The sequence below is a fragment of the Methanoregula sp. genome (assembly GCF_049686655.1).
GTDB lineage: Archaea > Halobacteriota > Methanomicrobia > Methanomicrobiales > Methanospirillaceae > Methanoregula.
The window spans coordinates 58,537-73,410 of the sequence record NZ_JBAVIG010000078.1 but is presented as its reverse complement, the minus strand read 5'-3'; the positions used below and the strand labels follow the sequence as shown (position 1 = coordinate 73,410).

Annotated in this window: 16 protein-coding genes; 9 read left to right on the top strand and 7 right to left on the bottom strand. The window is 53.9% G+C overall.

Going from position 1 to position 14,874, the window contains the following annotated elements; translation table 11 throughout:
- The first annotated feature begins 182 nt into the window (after nt 1-182).
- Together WBL42_RS11510 and WBL42_RS11505 are read left to right on the top strand one after the other, a co-directional pair.
- Complete coding sequence (locus WBL42_RS11510; protein WP_424721423.1) at nt 183-1,010, top strand: RAD55 family ATPase; 828 nt, start codon at nt 183-185, stop codon at nt 1,008-1,010.
- The gene (locus WBL42_RS11505) at nt 1,007-1,705 is read left to right on the top strand and encodes a KaiC domain-containing protein (protein ID WP_424721422.1); all 699 of its coding nucleotides are present in this window, start codon (nt 1,007-1,009) and stop codon (nt 1,703-1,705) included. The genes WBL42_RS11510 and WBL42_RS11505 overlap by 4 nt, the downstream gene beginning before the upstream one ends.
- Nucleotides 1,706-1,775: 70 nt before the next feature.
- Here WBL42_RS11505 and WBL42_RS11500 read toward each other — a convergent pair whose 3' ends face one another.
- The 4 genes from WBL42_RS11500 to WBL42_RS11485 all read right to left on the bottom strand — a co-directional run bounded on the left by WBL42_RS11500 (nt 1,776) and on the right by WBL42_RS11485 (nt 5,448).
- Complete coding sequence (locus WBL42_RS11500) at nt 1,776-2,039, bottom strand: pro-sigmaK processing inhibitor BofA family protein (protein WP_424721421.1); 264 nt, start codon at nt 2,037-2,039, stop codon at nt 1,776-1,778.
- A gap of 264 nt (nt 2,040-2,303) precedes the next feature.
- Entirely contained in the window at nt 2,304-4,130 is a 1,827-nt protein-coding gene (locus WBL42_RS11495) for a chloride channel protein (protein WP_424721420.1), read from the bottom strand.
- Complete coding sequence (locus WBL42_RS11490) at nt 4,130-4,348, bottom strand: hypothetical protein (protein WP_424721419.1); 219 nt, start codon at nt 4,346-4,348, stop codon at nt 4,130-4,132. Before WBL42_RS11490 ends, WBL42_RS11495 begins: the two co-directional genes overlap by 1 nt.
- Before the next feature lie 335 nt (nt 4,349-4,683).
- Nucleotides 4,684-5,448, bottom strand: coding sequence for an ArsR family transcriptional regulator (locus tag WBL42_RS11485; protein ID WP_424721418.1), 765 nt, complete (start codon nt 5,446-5,448; stop codon nt 4,684-4,686).
- A gap of 118 nt (nt 5,449-5,566) precedes the next feature.
- Between WBL42_RS11485 and WBL42_RS11480 the strand changes: the two genes are divergently transcribed.
- Genes WBL42_RS11480 through WBL42_RS11465 form a run of 4 tightly spaced genes read left to right on the top strand, consistent with a single transcriptional unit; the run spans nt 5,567 to nt 7,791 of the window.
- The gene (locus WBL42_RS11480; protein ID WP_424721417.1) at nt 5,567-5,965 is read left to right on the top strand and encodes an MTH865 family protein; all 399 of its coding nucleotides are present in this window, start codon (nt 5,567-5,569) and stop codon (nt 5,963-5,965) included.
- A gap of 35 nt (nt 5,966-6,000) precedes the next feature.
- Nucleotides 6,001-6,405: a pyridoxamine 5'-phosphate oxidase family protein gene (locus WBL42_RS11475; protein ID WP_424721416.1), complete on the top strand. Its 405-nt coding sequence runs from the start codon at nt 6,001-6,003 to the stop codon at nt 6,403-6,405.
- A 21-nt stretch (nt 6,406-6,426) separates the two neighbouring features.
- Nucleotides 6,427-7,089, top strand: a complete 663-nt coding sequence (locus WBL42_RS11470) for a flavodoxin family protein (protein WP_424721415.1) — start codon at nt 6,427-6,429, stop codon at nt 7,087-7,089.
- Nucleotides 7,090-7,104: 15 nt separating this feature from the next.
- Entirely contained in the window at nt 7,105-7,791 is a 687-nt protein-coding gene (locus WBL42_RS11465; RefSeq protein ID WP_424721414.1) for a flavodoxin family protein, read from the top strand.
- A 267-nt stretch (nt 7,792-8,058) separates the two neighbouring features.
- On the opposite strand, the gene WBL42_RS11460 is transcribed toward WBL42_RS11465, so the two are convergent.
- Genes WBL42_RS11460 through lonB form a run of 3 tightly spaced genes read right to left on the bottom strand, consistent with a single transcriptional unit; the run spans nt 8,059 to nt 12,640 of the window.
- The gene (locus WBL42_RS11460) at nt 8,059-9,351 is read right to left on the bottom strand and encodes a TldD/PmbA family protein (RefSeq protein ID WP_424721413.1); all 1,293 of its coding nucleotides are present in this window, start codon (nt 9,349-9,351) and stop codon (nt 8,059-8,061) included.
- Nucleotides 9,338-10,669, bottom strand: coding sequence for a TldD/PmbA family protein (locus WBL42_RS11455; RefSeq protein WP_424721412.1), 1,332 nt, complete (start codon nt 10,667-10,669; stop codon nt 9,338-9,340). The genes WBL42_RS11460 and WBL42_RS11455 overlap by 14 nt, the downstream gene beginning before the upstream one ends.
- A 6-nt stretch (nt 10,670-10,675) precedes the next feature.
- The gene (gene lonB, locus WBL42_RS11450) at nt 10,676-12,640 is read right to left on the bottom strand and encodes an ATP-dependent protease LonB (protein ID WP_424721411.1); all 1,965 of its coding nucleotides are present in this window, start codon (nt 12,638-12,640) and stop codon (nt 10,676-10,678) included.
- 224 nt (nt 12,641-12,864) lie between these two features.
- Between lonB and WBL42_RS11445 the strand changes: the two genes are divergently transcribed.
- Genes WBL42_RS11445 through WBL42_RS11435 form a run of 3 tightly spaced genes read left to right on the top strand, consistent with a single transcriptional unit; the run spans nt 12,865 to nt 14,856 of the window.
- Nucleotides 12,865-13,713: a ribose-phosphate diphosphokinase gene (locus WBL42_RS11445; RefSeq protein ID WP_424721440.1), complete on the top strand. Its 849-nt coding sequence runs from the start codon at nt 12,865-12,867 to the stop codon at nt 13,711-13,713.
- A 46-nt stretch (nt 13,714-13,759) separates the two neighbouring features.
- Nucleotides 13,760-14,227, top strand: coding sequence for an NOB1 family endonuclease (locus tag WBL42_RS11440; protein ID WP_424721410.1), 468 nt, complete (start codon nt 13,760-13,762; stop codon nt 14,225-14,227).
- A gap of 20 nt (nt 14,228-14,247) precedes the next feature.
- Entirely contained in the window at nt 14,248-14,856 is a 609-nt protein-coding gene (locus tag WBL42_RS11435) for an orotate phosphoribosyltransferase-like protein (RefSeq protein WP_424721409.1), read from the top strand.
- Nucleotides 14,857-14,874 lie beyond the last annotated feature (18 nt).

The window sequence follows — 14,874 nt, the reverse complement described above, 5'->3', positions numbered from 1 at the left end:
GAATTATTATTCGGGGGAACCATTCTATATAATTATGGGTCATTCCGGTACATTTTCAGCCCTTTTTTATTTTTTCCTGACCATTCTGGTTATTAATCCTGCCCGGCAGATATATTTATCAGTTTAGTCCATGAGAGTTTTGTTGCAGACGCACCAGAGACAACGCTTCGGAGAACCCAGACATGCAGGAACGTACACCACAGAAAATGCCCACCGGGATTGCATCACTCGATCCCATTCTTGATGGCGGTGTCCCGCCGGGTTCACTGATCCTTCTTCTCGGGGACATCGGGGCCGGTAATTACGAATTCACCTATAGTTCGATTGTCAATACGCTGAATGCGATGAACGAAGTGGTTTCGGATAAGATCCTCGTACCCGGGGAAGTCCGGTATATCACGTTCACCCGGCTGAAAGAGGATGTGCGGCAGGAGATTGCCGGTTCCCTGCATGTCGACGGCCTTTCGGCGCTGGTTGAAAAGATACGTTTCGAGGATCTCTCCGAGCTCTATTTCGACAACAGCGTCGTACCTGACGAGTGGTACAGCCACGGGGATATCATTTCGAGGCTCCAGAAGCGGGCCAGTCACGAGAGCATACTGCTCCAGTTGGCAAATGTGATCAACGGCATACCTCCAGGCAGTCTCGTGGTCCTTGATTCGATCACTGATATTGCAACCCAGAGAACCCTCCCCAACATCTGGCATAACCTCACCGGATTCCTGAGAGGTCTCCAGAGGATCTCCAAGCAGAGGAACATCACCACGTACCTCCTGCTGAGCCGGGGAATTCTCGATTCTTCCGAGGAGCGTGAGCTTGCGGATATCGCTGACGCCGTCCTCCTCTTCAAATGGGAGGAGACGAGCGGTGCGCGCCGGCAGCGGGTGATGTACTTTGAAAAGTTCCGTGGTGTCATGCCTCACCTCGAAGAACGCGACCTGGTGAAATTTGCCGTGCGGATCTCCACCACTGGCGGATTTGAAGTGAGCAATATCCGGGTGGTCATATGAACGGGGAGCGTGTCAAGATGGGGATCATGGGTCTTGACGATATGCTGGGGGGCGGGCTTATCCCGGGAAGCATCTGTTCCATCATCGGCACCTACGGTACCGGGAAGACGACATTCTCGCTCGAGTTCGCTTGGGAGGGGCTCAAGAAAGGAGAGAACGTCATCTATATCAGTCTCGAAGAGCGCGAGGAGCGGATCGTCACCTATATGCAACAGAAGGGATGGGACGTCAAGCCGTACCTTAACAGGTCACTCTACGTTATCAAGCTCGATCCCACCGATTTCAACCTGGCAAACAACCGGATCAAGAACGAGCTGCCGAAACTGATCGAGGAAGTGAAGGCCCACAGGGTTGTCATCGATCCCATCTCGCTGTTTGAAGATCTCTTTACAACGGATTTCGAGCGGCGACAGGAGATGTTCCGGTTCGTCGAGGGGTTGCGGGACAAGAAATGCACGATCATGATGACCTCCGAGACGGACAGGGATAACGTGTTTGCGAGCCGTCATGCCCTCATAGAATATCTGTCGGACACCGTGATCCTGCTGCGGTACGTCCGTCCCTCGGATCTCACGGATGTCCACCTTGCGCTGGAAGTGGTGAAGATGAGGATGTCGGCACACTCGCGGGAGATCAAGCCCTACGAACTGATGCAGGACCAGGTGCTCGTCTACTCGGAAGCCAACGTATTCTAATAAGAATTCTCAAAAATGCCGGGCGGTCCCGGTTAAAAATGCAAACGTCGATTTTTTTAAAAGGGTTTTTTTAAATCGAGATTCCGAGGATGCGAAGCAGTATCAGGATCAGCACACCGGGTACACCCCCGAGGGCGCAGATCAGGATAGTGGCGGCATCATACCCGAGATCCGGCTTTCCTATCCATTGCATGACATGCAGGAAATTTATAACTACGAGAAGGAGAAGTCCCAGGACCGCGTTCACCAGGAGGGCGGCCAGCTTTTTTACCAGGTACCATACGATGACAATGATGGCGACAATCAGGAGAAGCGCAACGAGAAGGTCAGTCATGTGATATCCCCTATTTACCAATGAAAGGTGGTTGACAACGCATTATTTGTTCAAATCGCTTGTAATTTGCCCGGATTACGCACATAGGAAAACCGGAATTCATGATTGTACTTCCATATTGATCCATAAAATCTTACCTCATACACCCATTCTTTGTGCCGTAGGATGACTTTCTTTCATCTGCCACACATATTACCAACTGCACAGAGAACCGCCAACAGAATCGCATAGCGGGCTTAACTGGGGATGATCAACCGGTATAATTCAGTTGTCAAAATCGTTATCCTGTTTCCGGCTGGCTGCAAGGTAGCTTGCCTGGACATACGTTCTCAGGATATCGGACCGCGTAAGAAAACCCGCGAGTTGATCCGGTGCATCTGCCCGGACGACCGGAAGATAATCGAAGTTGTGGCCGACCATAACAGAGAGTGCATCTTCCAAGGTATCGTCGGGATGGATGACAAGCGGTATAAACGTCATGGCCTGCCGGATGTCCTGACATGCAGTTTCTGCAGCGCAGATATCGTTTGCATCCCGGCTCGTAATTATGCCAACCAGGCGCCCGTCCTCAATAATGGGGAAACCGGTATGACCGGTATTTGCCATGAGGTCTCGCACTCTTGACGGTTTATCTGAGGGGTCGAGCGTGATTACCGCCTCCTTTGGGGTCATTGCATCCCGGACAAATATCCCTTCAAGAGTTTCCCGGTCATATTCCCCGCGATGGGCTCCGGACTGGGCTTTCGTCGGGACCTGCTCATGGAAGATTGTCCTTTCCCCGGTCAGCAGATGGGATACGGCAACCGCGGCCATTGCCGGTATCAGGATCGAGATGCTTCCCACCATCTCGACAATCATGATCAGCACTGCGATGGGAGCATTTGCCACTGCCCCGAACAGGGAGATCATGCCGACGACAATAAAGACCGGGACCGCTTCAAGGGGGACGTATGCCGGGAGAAACAGGTGCATAGTGATCCCGAGCGCTGCCCCGACTGAGGCGCCGATAGTGAGCCCCGGGCCAAACACTCCGCCGCTTCCACCGGAACCAAGAGTGAGTGAAGTTGTAAGGATCTTGAAGAACGGCAGAAGCAGGATCACGGCAAGCGGGAGGAGGGAATACAGCATAAGCTGGTCAAAGCCGTAGCCGGACCCCAGACCGGCAAGGCCGAGCATCTCTGCATCAGGTGATATGAGTGCAAGGGTAACAACCAGAATACCGAGAATAAGCGCTCCCGAAACGGGTTTTAAGTACAGGGGAAGATTATACCGTTTGAACACTGCAGCAAACCAGTCGCGGCTCCCGTAAAAGACCGTGATATAGAGGATACCGAACGCTGCACACAGCACCCCCAGCAGGAGGAACATGGGGATCTGTTCCACGGTCCATGCGATGGGGTTGAGGGAGAAGATGGGGGCATACCCTTCGAAGAACCCGAATATTGCATAGCCGATAACGGATGCAAGAAATGCCGGAATAATTGCATCGGATTCAAAATCCCGGGTGTAAAGGACTTCCGCGGCGAGCACTGCTCCTCCAAGCGGCGCCTTGAAGATCGTCCCGATACCCGCACCGATACCGGTTGTGAGGGCAATCCGCCTCTCCCGAGCGCTGAGGCCGAGCATATCCGCAACAATGGACCCAAAACCTGCCGATATTTGGGCAGCAGGGCCTTCCCTCCCCGCACTTCCCCCGGTTGCGATGGTGAGGATGGCCGTGACGGCTTTGAGTACCGGGACACGCTTGCGTATCCTGCCATCGCCATGGAATGCCTTTATCGCAGCGTCAGTCCCGTGGCCCTCTGCTTCAGGTGCAAAGCAGGTGATAAGGATCCCGGTGAAGAGACTCCCAAAGATGAGGATGGGGATGAGCAGGACGAGAGAATGCGGTTCGGACCACTGGCTTATTGCGGCAAAGCTCTGGCCTTCTTTCGGGTATGCATACTGCAGGAGATATCCCATGAAAAACGCGATTCCCCATTTGAGGCCTTCATAAAAGAGGAGCGAGCCAACACCTGCAATAATACCGACAACTATTGCGATGACGACAATGCGTTTTGTCGGGGTGAATTTTGACAATGGGGATGTCATCAGAAATTCCGCGGGCTTTTTAGTTTTTCACCCGGACTTACTTTATTGTTCTTATCGGGGGTAAGGAATATTTCGGAGTTTTCCCTGTAGTACGAGGATGAAATTTCGTCGGATCGGGCAAAAACATACCGGTAAAGAATTGCCTGGGTTTCAGCCACACCCGGAGGAGAGAGAAAAAAACCACCTATGAGGAATATGATGGTTACGACACATACCATGGGGATCGCATAGTTCCTCGTTGACCATAAGGACAGGAAAAGATGACTTGAAATAATGATGAAATGTATTGTGTCTATTCTTTACCAATGAAATGTGGTTGACAACGCATTATTCGTTCAAATCGCTTGTAATTTGCCCGGATTACGCACACAGGAAAACCGGAATTCATGATTGTACTTCCATATTGATCCATAAAATCTTACCTCATACGCAGGACGCCCGGCGCTGTAAAACGGCTTCCTTATCATCATCCACATAGTTTTGCCTTCATGCAGGTGATTCGCCGTTTGAATGCTCTGGTGAGGTCCCCCATACTCATACCATAGTCGGCAATTTATGAGTTCACCATCTGATACAGTTGCGAAATCGCCGTCAGAGTTTTGAATCCCTTGTCGGTGATAATGTAATCCCCCCGCTCGTGCCGCTGGAGGATCATACCGGCATCGGTCAGCTTCCTGATATGAAACAGGAGGTTTCCACCCCGGAGACCGGTAAGCTGGGAGATGTCCGAGAAGGTTCGTGTTCCGGTCGTAAGCGACTTAAGGATCTGGAAACGGGGGGTGCTTGCAACGGGCTCAAGGAGATCTTTCACAACCATATCATCGGGTATTCCCGTAAGATCGCCGGCAATTCCATTCACCTCCTGGTAGATTCCCAGCGTCTTCATCAGGCCTACCTGGTTCTCGAAGAGCCGGCCAAGCTCGTTAAAGCACGTTGTGCACTCATCTTTCCTGCCGTTCTCCCTGAACGTCGAGAGCTTCTCGCGATAGGACCGGATAAGGTCTTCGGAGACCGTACCCTCGGTTATATGCTGGGCGGAGTTCCCCAGGAACTCTGTGAATACTCCATAACAGGTCGTCTTCATAGGGCAGTCCTCTACCATGCGAGTAGTGAGATCGGCTTTGGCGGTACCAATCTGCTGGTCCGCAAATATCCCGGCGTACTCTTTCCTGATGCCTCCGAGAACCGCATCTACGTGCTGCTGGTTCGCCCGTTCAACGAACCGCTGGAGATCCGTCCGAAGCCCGGAGATCTCCACCTTCAGTTCGCGGATCTCTGTCAGTGTCCCTGCTGTGGTCCCCATGATCTTCCCATCCATATCGGTCCTGGCGGGTAATGACCGTGCGGGTCATTTTTCTGTACCAAAGACGATTTGTATATTTTTATGACGCTCAAGTACATATAAGTAACATAAGCATCAGTGTATGGTGAAAAAAATGCCTACATGGAATTGTACAGGAACCGAAGTATCGAAAGAAAAGGCTGAAGAATCCCTTAAGGCGATCAAGGGCGCATGTTTCGGGTGCGGAACCCACAATGCAGAGTGCTCGATTGCAAAGGCAGCCGGCGAGGTATCCGGCATGATGGGTACTGAACCATCAGTAAAGAATCAGATCCATGCACAAATTGCCGGCGCACTCAAAGGAGCAAAATTCCCGGTCAAGACCCCGAAGGATCTTATCGCCGCATTCCCGAACGGTGCAGACACAACATGCCAGGTGGGAGACCTGAAGATGACCGCAGGTGAGGCAGGAAAACTCCTGAAAGCATCGGATTTCCCGTTCAAGAGCGCAAAGGCTGTTGCTGACGTTATTGTCGAGCGGGCCGGGTTGTAATCTCTCGGACAGAATCAATGAGCGGAGATTTTATTATGGCACAACTAACTGCAGAAATGAAAGAAGCGTTTGGCAAGATGAATATCTTCCCGGTTGCGACCGCATCAAAAGACGGTGAACCAAACGTTGTTCCCATCAAAATGGTCGAACTCGTGAGCGATGATACCATCTGGATCACGGACAATTTCATGAACAAGTCGCTTGAAAATCTCAAGAACAACCCGAAGATCGCCATTTACATCTGGGGCCCGGAGATCAAAGGCTGCTTCCAGATCAAGGGTCATGCGACGGTCAAGACCAGCGGCAAGGATTTCGACGAAATGAAGGTAAAAATGAACAAAAAGAATCCGGCCGCGCCTGCACGTTCTCTCATTATCGTAAAGATCACCGATGTCTTCGAATGCCAGCCGGGTCCGAACGCCGGAAAGAAGCTTCTTTAAAGCATATAAGGAAAAACGAATATGACCATAATTGGTATTTCAGGATCACCTGTCCCCAAGAGCAATACTGATCGGGCACTACGCATTGCTCTTGACGCAACCGGAGAGGAAACAGAGTTCATCAAATTATCCGATTACACCTACCAGGCGTGCAGGGCATGTCTTGGATGTGAAGAGACAAACGTCTGCGTCCTTAAGGATGATGCGACAGCCCTGGCGCAAAAAATCCGGTATGCAGATGCCCTCATTGTCGCCAGTTATCCGCCATACGGATATCTTGATGGACGGACGAAATCCTTCCTCGAAAGGTTATGGTGCCTGAGGCATAAACATGGGTTCTTGAGAGGTAAGCCCGGGGGAATCATCGTTACAAGTGCTCATCCTCCGGAAAATGCCGTGATGTCCCCTTCGATGGAACATGCAATCTCTTCGGTAAAACATTTTATGATGACAGAAGGCATGGATTTTGTCGGTGCTGTCGGGGTTTTGGGAAATGTGCCCTGTGTCGTGTGCGGTCCCGGATTAGATTGCCCCCTGAGCGGGGTCATAAAGAAGTACGGGCCGGATGTCGACCGTGCCTCAATAAAAATCCAGCAGGTTGAGGACCAGAAAGAGGTGATCGCAGCTTTAGTAGCCATGGGCACCGAAATTGGAAATCGTGTGAGGAAATCACGGTGCCGTTAACCTGGTAAGGGAACTATGACAAAAGTAATTGCTATTAATGGGAGTCCACGGAAGACGTGGAATACGGCAACTCTGCTTGAACATGCCCTTTCCGGAGCACGGTCCGCAGGTGCGGAAACTGAATTGATCCATCTCTACGATCTTGACTTCAAGGGATGCGCAAGCTGCTTTGCCTGCAAGCTAAAGGGTGGGAAGAGCTATGGGAAGTGTGCAGTCCTGGATGAGCTGACCCCGGTCCTCGACAGGATTCACGATGCGGACGCCCTTATCCTCGGTTCGCCGATATATTTCGGGACCGTGACAGGGGAGATGCGTTGTTTCATGGAACGGCTCCTCTTCCCATACCTTGCCTACACAAAAATCCCGTCATCTCTCTTCGGGAGGAAGATCCGAACCGCGTTCATTTACACGATGAATCTCTCGGAACAGCATATGAAGGATTATCAGTACACTGTCCACATCAATGAGAACGAAGCCCACCTCACTCGCACGTTCGGGCACACCGAATTTCTCTTCTCTTTCGAGACACTCCAGTTCAAGGACTATACGAAGGTCGTTTTCGACTATGCCGATCCTGAAATGCGGAAGGAACGGCGTAGGACGATATTCCCGAAAGATTGCAAAAAAGCGTACGAGCTCGGGAGCCGGCTGGTGCAAAAGGAAGCATCCGTTGAATTATTATTCGAAAAAGATGGAAAATGAACTATGCTCCTCGTCAATGCAACACGCACTATCCTGCCCGAACGCCGGTAGTTGTCCAGAATGAAGATGGTTCCTACTGTGCAGTGTCTCCGGAAGAAGCAAAACGAAGACTCGCTGCAATGGAGCCCGGGGCGGCGGCGGTTGTACGAACCGGTTGATGTCCCGGAAGAATAAGGATTGAAGTGACTCTTTAAAAAATTTCTTTATCTCTGGCAGTAACAGAAAATGACCCGACACCTACAGGAGGGCGGAGAAGATTTCATATCATTATGAATGTTTACCAATGATATGCTGTTTTGGTATTTTAACTGACGGAAGGACGAGCGAACCAATCGTCCGGGTCTCCCTGCTCATCCCGCCGATCACTTTGTGCAGGTCAAACACATTGCCGGAGAGCATGGCACTCCGGACAGGCTCCTGGAATGCCCCGTCTTCCATCCAGAATGCGTTGGAGAGTTCCACCGAGAACTCACCGCTCATCGGGTTTGCCGTATGGGCACCGACCATGTTGTGGACATAGAGGATCCGTTCATCGTCCACGGTATCCCGTTTCCCGTCCACTACGAAATTGTGGTGGCCGATCGAGGGCAGTCCGCCATATCCTCCACGGACTGCATTTGCTGTACTCTTCTTCCCGTACCGGGAGGCAGTCCGTATGTCGTACGCGAAGGATTCAAGTATCCCGTCCCGGATAAAATCCACTCGCCGGGTGGGCGTTCCCTCTGCATCCCACCGGCTGCTTCCATTTGCGCCGGGCATGAGGGGATCATCGTACACGGATATCTGTGGATCGGTAACCGCAGTACCAAGACAGGAAGCAAACCGGGACCGCCCGGCGTGCACGTTCCTTCCGTTCAGGGCCGGGACAAAGACATTGCCGAGCAGTTCCGCGTACGCGAGCGGGGAGAGGAGGATGTCATAATCCCCGGAGGGGATATCCTTCCCTTCAGCAGACTCGCAGGCAAAGAACGTTGCCCGCTCCCCAACCATGGCCGGATCGACACGATCCCGGGACCAGGAGTGATCGAATTCGTACCCAGTCGACTGGGAAACGATCGCTTCCAGGGAGAGGGAGATCCCTGTGTGACGGTCGGTATACATTACCCCGTGACTGTTGGCCAGCGTGACTTCCGCGCCCGAAAGTCCGGCCGATCCCGAAGTCACCGTTGCAGGATGTTCAGCTGCCCCGGCAAGCATTTCCTCGAGCAGTCCTTTGGCAGTGGCTGGGTCAATCTTCATGCCTGCATCAAAGGTCAGAGGATTCTGCGCGAGCTGCCGGGCATCCGGTAACCCATCCCACTTCATCGGGGTAGCAAGCCTGCCACTCGCAATCGCTGCAGCCAGGCATTCGCGCCACTGGTCCGGGTTATTGGTGCTCGACGATCCGATCCGGCCCTCGTGGATCGTGCGAATACCAAGACCGCAGTCATATGTGGTCGTTGCAAGGCTGATCTTCTGGTTCCTCAGGTCAGCGGAGACACTGGTCCCCTTAACGAAGAAAACCTCGACTTCGTCAACGGACTTCTGTCCTTCTTTTATCAGCTCTTCAATCCACGCCACTGCCACCCACCACCGCATCGTTCAGAAGAATATGGGGCGCCCCGTCACTGACAGGGACGCTCTGGCCGCCTTTACCGCAATATCCGGGACTCATCATCCGGTCGTTCCCGCAGAGGACGATGCCATGGAGCGTAGTGAGGATCTCCCCCGAGAGGGAGACATCCCGGATCATCTGCGTGCACTGGCCGTCCTCGACGAGATACCCGTACTCCGCGTTGAACTGGAAGATGCCCCGCCCTGGATCGACCTGGCCGCCCCGGGAGCCCTTGAGGAAGATCCCCCGTCTGCATTCTGCAAATATTTCCTCTGCTGTTGAATCACCTGATTCGATGAACGTGTTGCTCATCCGCACGAGAGGCGGCTCGCCCGGCATGGCCCGGGCATGGCCGGCAACCCCGTCCCCCACTGCAGCAAGCGATTCCCTTGTGTGCAGGTAGGCGTTGACGATGCCCCCCCGGATGATCTCGGTCCGCTTCACTGCTGCTCCCTCAGCATCCACGGGATCGAATCCGAACTCAGGAAGACCGGGGTCGTCAACGATGGTAAGGGTATCATTGCCGATCCTCTGCCCGATCCTTCCTTTCAGTACGGAGTTGCCTTCCTGCACGAGGTCCCCCTCACTTGCGTGGCCCACGGCCTCGTGAGCAAAGACGCCGGCAAGTTCCGGGTCGAGAACTGCCTGCATTTTCCCCCCTTTTACGGCTTTTGCATCAAGGAGGGCGACGGCTATCTCCGCAGCCTTCTTCCCGAGGTCCAGGTGCTGCCGGAGGTTGAACCCGTGGATGGTATGCTCCCGTTCATAGCCCATCTGGATGTTCCCGTTCCGGGATGCCACGGCGAGAACATTGAACCCGGACCTGCTCATCTCATACGAATATTCGTTGCCGGAACTATCCGAGAACCTGACCTTTTCGGCCCGTTCAACGTAATTCGCCCGTCGGTTCACCACATCGGGATGCATGGCGCTCTTCTCGATCGCTGCCAGCAGTGATGACTTCTCCTCGATGCTCACGTCCCGCGGGTCTTCCAGGAGCCGCGGGACCGGACGAATTCCCCGTGAAACGTCACCGAGCGAGACGCTCTCCTGGGTGATCCCGGCAAGCCTCGAGGCCTTCCGAAGCAGTTCGTCAAATTTTTCCCCGGAGCAGGGCGTATAATTATCGATCTGGAGGATCCCCCAGCCTGTTTTGTCGAGCACCCGGAGTATGGCCTTGTTGAAAAAGGATGTGCCTGCCGATTCTACAATGCTGTTATCGATATCGATATGGGTGACTTCGCCGGTCACATGCCGCAGGTCGTAATAGGAGATGCCGTCCATGCGAGTTCAGGCCGTGGTCTGGTTAACCGGGGGTACTTCTGCTTCTGCAATCATCGCAGTCGATCTCATCGCCATCTTCTTGAGTTTGGTGAGGAAGCCGTCGGAGTTCTCCGGGACCAGGGCGAACTTCAGGACATCATCGATCGTATCGACCGGGATGATGGTGACAAGGGACTTGTACCGCTCCTCGATCAGGACATCACCCATGTTCATGCGGGGGATGAGAACCGTGTGGATGCCTGCCTTGACCGCAGCTTCGATTTTGTAGGTCACGCCACCTACCGGCAGGACATCGCCCCGTACTGAAAGCGAGCCGGTCATTGCCACGTCCTGCCTTACGGGAATACCTTCAATCGCACTCACTACTGCCGTGGCAACACTGACGGATGCGGAGTCTCCCTCGACCCCCATATACGTGCCGATGAACTGGATATGGATATCGATATTCTTGACATCCTTGCCGGTGAATTTTTTGAGGATAGCGCTTACGTTCTTGATCGATTCCTGGGCGATCTCCTTGAGCATGCCCGTTGCAATCACGGTACCGCTGGCGCCCTGTGCAGGTGTGACCTCGGCCATAATGGGGAGGACGGACCCCGCATCGCTGCCGGTCACGGCGAGACCATTGACGCGTCCGATACGGGTGCCTTCGACTACGGTCATCTCATACTCCCTGAGGTGGCGGGTGATCTCATCCGAGACCTGGTCTTCGATCGATCTCGCAGTCTTTTTAGCGGTGGTGACATGTGCTGCAGTAGTAATTGCAGCATTCTCCTGTCGGGCGATATCCCCGGCAACCCGGATCAGGCCGCCCATGTCACGCAGCTTGAGGGTCAGGTGCCCTTTGCGATTCGATCGCCGGCGGGCTTCCCGGATAATCTCGTCAATTGCGCTCTGGTCGAAGTGCGGGATCTTCCCGTCGTTTTTGACTTCCTGCGCAATAAACCGGACGTACTTCTGCCGGTTCTCAGGAGTATCCTCCATGCTCTCCGCCATGTAGACTTCGTACCCGTACCCGCGGATACGGGAGCGGAGGGCCGGGTGCATTCCCTGGATTGCGTCAAGGTTCCCGGCGGCCACCATCACAAACCTGCAGGGTACCGGCTCGGTCCTGACCATCGCACCGCTCGAACGTTCGCTCTGGCCGGTGATTGGGAACTCGCCTTCCTGAAGGGCTGTGAGGAGATTCTGCTGGGAGTGGGGATCAAGCGTGTTGATCTCATCGATAAAGAGAACCCCGCCGTTCGATCGGTGGATCGCACCGGCTTCAACCCGGTCATGCGCAGGGGTCTCGAGTCCCCCACTCTGGAACGGATCGTGCCGGACATCCCCGAGGAGTGCCCCGGCATGGGAACCAGTCCCGTCGATGAAAGGTGCGATATTCTTGGTATCGTTGGAAACAAGGAGCTTTGGCACCATGGTCTCTTCGCGGGGGGTGGTATACCGCAGGGCCATGAAAACGAATGCACCTGCGATCAGTCCCATTAAGAGCTGCATAGTGATGATCGCATATCCTGCAATACCGAGCAGGAGGAGCATCAGGAGTGTCTGACGAAACTGGATCTTTTTCTTTGCCTCTGCCTTGTGGGCGCCAACGATCTGCTTGCCACGACCGGCTGCTACGGTCCTGACCACCGGGTTATTGGGATCATCAGAGTTTGGATAAACAAGAATGTCCAGCAGCTCTTCCTTAGGCAGGAGCTCGGCCATTGCCTTTGCAAGCATCGACTTGCCGGTACCGGGGCTGCCGATCATCATGACGTGCCGTCGCTGGATCGCTGCCTTCTTGATGACTTCCACCGCACGTTCCTGACCGATCACCTGGTCGATCAGTTTTGCGGGTACTTCGATCTGCGATGAGGTTATGACAGCGCTGTCTATGACAGCACTGTTTGCCTTCTGCTCGTCCGTAACTTCACTGGCCGGTGATATCTGCTCTTCCTGCGGGGTGATTTGACTGGAATTTTCCATTGCGGTTATGCCCTCTGTTTTGCCCTTGGATTTTTTATATACAATGTCTCACGCTAGTTTAAGTACTTTCAGCTGATAGCACCCGCAGGGATTGCCGAAAGGGTGGGGGGAGAACGCTCCATGTTCCCAAACTATTCAAATTGGAAAACCACAATACTTTTTACCAGACTGGTACCTCACAGGAAATGCGGTCATTCACCCATGCCGGTGTAAGGAACGATATCATGAATGTTGTGTATACGGAAACATCCCAGATCCTCGCCACCCGTCTTGCCAGGGCACTTACTCTCCCGCTTGTTGATATGAAATATTCCCGTTTCCCGGATGGGGAACTCTATCTCATGGCCGGGGAGACCGGTGACGAGACCGTGATTGTCGGGAGCGTTGTGGATAACAACGCTCTCGTGCAGCTCCTGCTGCTCATCGACACATGTGAAGGTTCCCGGAACCACCTTGTCCTCCCCTACATGGCCTATGCCCGACAGGACAAGCAGTTCAAGCCGGGCGAACCGCTCAGTGCCCGGGCCGTGGCACGGGCGATCGGACGGGGCGTTGAGACCATTTATACCGTCAACATTCACGAACCGGAGATACTGAAATATTTCCCGGCACCGGCACAGAACCTCTCCCTTGCCCCGGATATCGGGGCATATATCAGAACCCTTGATCTCGACAATCCACTCATCCTTGCACCTGATGAAGGGGCACTTGCATTTGCCGGGCAGGTCGCATCTGCCGGGGGTTGGGAGTTCGATCATCTTGAAAAGACCCGTCTGAGCGGAACTGAGGTCCGTATGGCACCCAGGCAACTCTCAGCTGCCGGCCGCCAGGTTATCATTGTTGATGACATCATCTCGACAGGAGGGACGATCGTTACTGCCGCCGGTATGCTCTACCAGCAGGGAGCAACCGACATCTATGCTGCCTGCGTCCATGGAGTACTTACCGGAGGGGCCTATGCACGGCTCATGGCCACCGGTATCCGCGATGTAATCTGCAGCGATACCATTGAGCGGGCCTGCAGCAAGGTATCGGCGGCAGACCGGATTGCCGGCGCGATCAGGAACCGCTGACGGGTTTCCGGCAGGTTGTATCTATGAGTTCCCTGTCAATTGTTCCATGCAGGCACCCATGAAAGCCGTGCTTGATGCAAGCGTCTTTTTTTCAGACGTTAAGCCCGATGGCGAACTGTATACTACGCCATCAGTCTGCGACGAACTGCGCGATATCCGGTCGAAAGGCAATTTCGAGAAGCTCTCCGCTGCCGGGTTACGCGTTGTTTCTCCAGGATGCATGAGCCTGGACCGCGTAAGGGCAGCCGCGGTGACAACGCGGGATTCCGGGGTCATTTCCGATACTGACCGTGAGCTTCTCGCCCTTGCACTGGACCTGGAAGCCGTCCTGTTCACGGACGATTTTGCAATACAGAATGTGGCAATCGTCCTTGGCGTGCAGACTCATCCCATCACTCAGAGAAAAGCAAAACGGGTTTTCTGGAAATACCGGTGCACCGGTTGCGGCAGGTACTATGACTACGACGGGGAATGCCCGGTCTGTGGTGCGGCAATTAAAAGAAAACTTAAATAGATACCGGCGAATCTCTGTTCATGTCTTCGCTTGACGATCTGATCGGCAGGGCAAAGATGCTCCTTGCGGAAGGCCACAGCCCGGGTCAGATTGCAGATGAACTCTCCCTTTCCATGGAGACGGTAACGTGGCTTCTCACGCAGGCTAAGGGAACAACCGCACCCAAGGACGTCCATATCGACTGGACCGCAGTCTCGAGCCATGCCCCCCTCCTCGAAGAGACCGCATCAATGCTCCTGAACAGGTATTACCAGGCCCAGCCGGCGGACTGCGGGGGATCTCCGGCCGCAGATGTGATCGTGGGAATCGCCCTCTCAGGTATCCCGCTTGCCACACTCATTGCTGTGCAGGAAACGGCCCAGCTCGCCATCTATCACCCGGCAAAACAGAACCAGAGCGACAAGCCCACCGGATCGATCAGCGGGAACTTCGCTTCTGTCAGCAGCCAGCGCTGCATCATCGTGGATGATGTTATCACCTCCGGCAACACGATGAAAGAAGTTGTCAAGTACCTCAAGAAGCACAACGCGACTCCGGTTGCGATCTGGGTGATCTTCGACAAGCGCGGCATCAAGGATATTGATGGTGTCCCGGTCTACTCTCTCTTCAAGATCTCCCGTATAGACTGATCCTTCTTTTTTTTATGC

Coding starts and splice junctions, on each gene's coding strand:
- WBL42_RS11495 (WP_424721420.1), bottom strand. CDS start 4,130: ATGACATCCCCATTGTCAAAATTCACCCCGACAAAACGCATTGTCGTC.
- WBL42_RS11465 (WP_424721414.1), top strand. CDS start 7,105: ATGACAAAAGTAATTGCTATTAATGGGAGTCCACGGAAGACGTGGAAT.
- WBL42_RS11490 (WP_424721419.1), bottom strand. CDS start 4,348: ATGGTATGTGTCGTAACCATCATATTCCTCATAGGTGGTTTTTTTCTC.
- WBL42_RS11480 (WP_424721417.1), top strand. CDS start 5,567: ATGCCTACATGGAATTGTACAGGAACCGAAGTATCGAAAGAAAAGGCT.
- WBL42_RS11485 (WP_424721418.1), bottom strand. CDS start 5,448: ATGGATGGGAAGATCATGGGGACCACAGCAGGGACACTGACAGAGATC.
- WBL42_RS11455 (WP_424721412.1), bottom strand. CDS start 10,669: ATGGACGGCATCTCCTATTACGACCTGCGGCATGTGACCGGCGAAGTC.
- WBL42_RS11475 (WP_424721416.1), top strand. CDS start 6,001: ATGGCACAACTAACTGCAGAAATGAAAGAAGCGTTTGGCAAGATGAAT.
- WBL42_RS11435 (WP_424721409.1), top strand. CDS start 14,248: ATGTCTTCGCTTGACGATCTGATCGGCAGGGCAAAGATGCTCCTTGCG.
- WBL42_RS11510 (WP_424721423.1), top strand. CDS start 183: ATGCAGGAACGTACACCACAGAAAATGCCCACCGGGATTGCATCACTC.
- WBL42_RS11440 (WP_424721410.1), top strand. CDS start 13,760: ATGCAGGCACCCATGAAAGCCGTGCTTGATGCAAGCGTCTTTTTTTCA.
- lonB (WP_424721411.1), bottom strand. CDS start 12,640: ATGGAAAATTCCAGTCAAATCACCCCGCAGGAAGAGCAGATATCACCG.
- WBL42_RS11470 (WP_424721415.1), top strand. CDS start 6,427: ATGACCATAATTGGTATTTCAGGATCACCTGTCCCCAAGAGCAATACT.
- WBL42_RS11445 (WP_424721440.1), top strand. CDS start 12,865: ATGAATGTTGTGTATACGGAAACATCCCAGATCCTCGCCACCCGTCTT.
- WBL42_RS11505 (WP_424721422.1), top strand. CDS start 1,007: ATGAACGGGGAGCGTGTCAAGATGGGGATCATGGGTCTTGACGATATG.
- WBL42_RS11500 (WP_424721421.1), bottom strand. CDS start 2,039: ATGACTGACCTTCTCGTTGCGCTTCTCCTGATTGTCGCCATCATTGTC.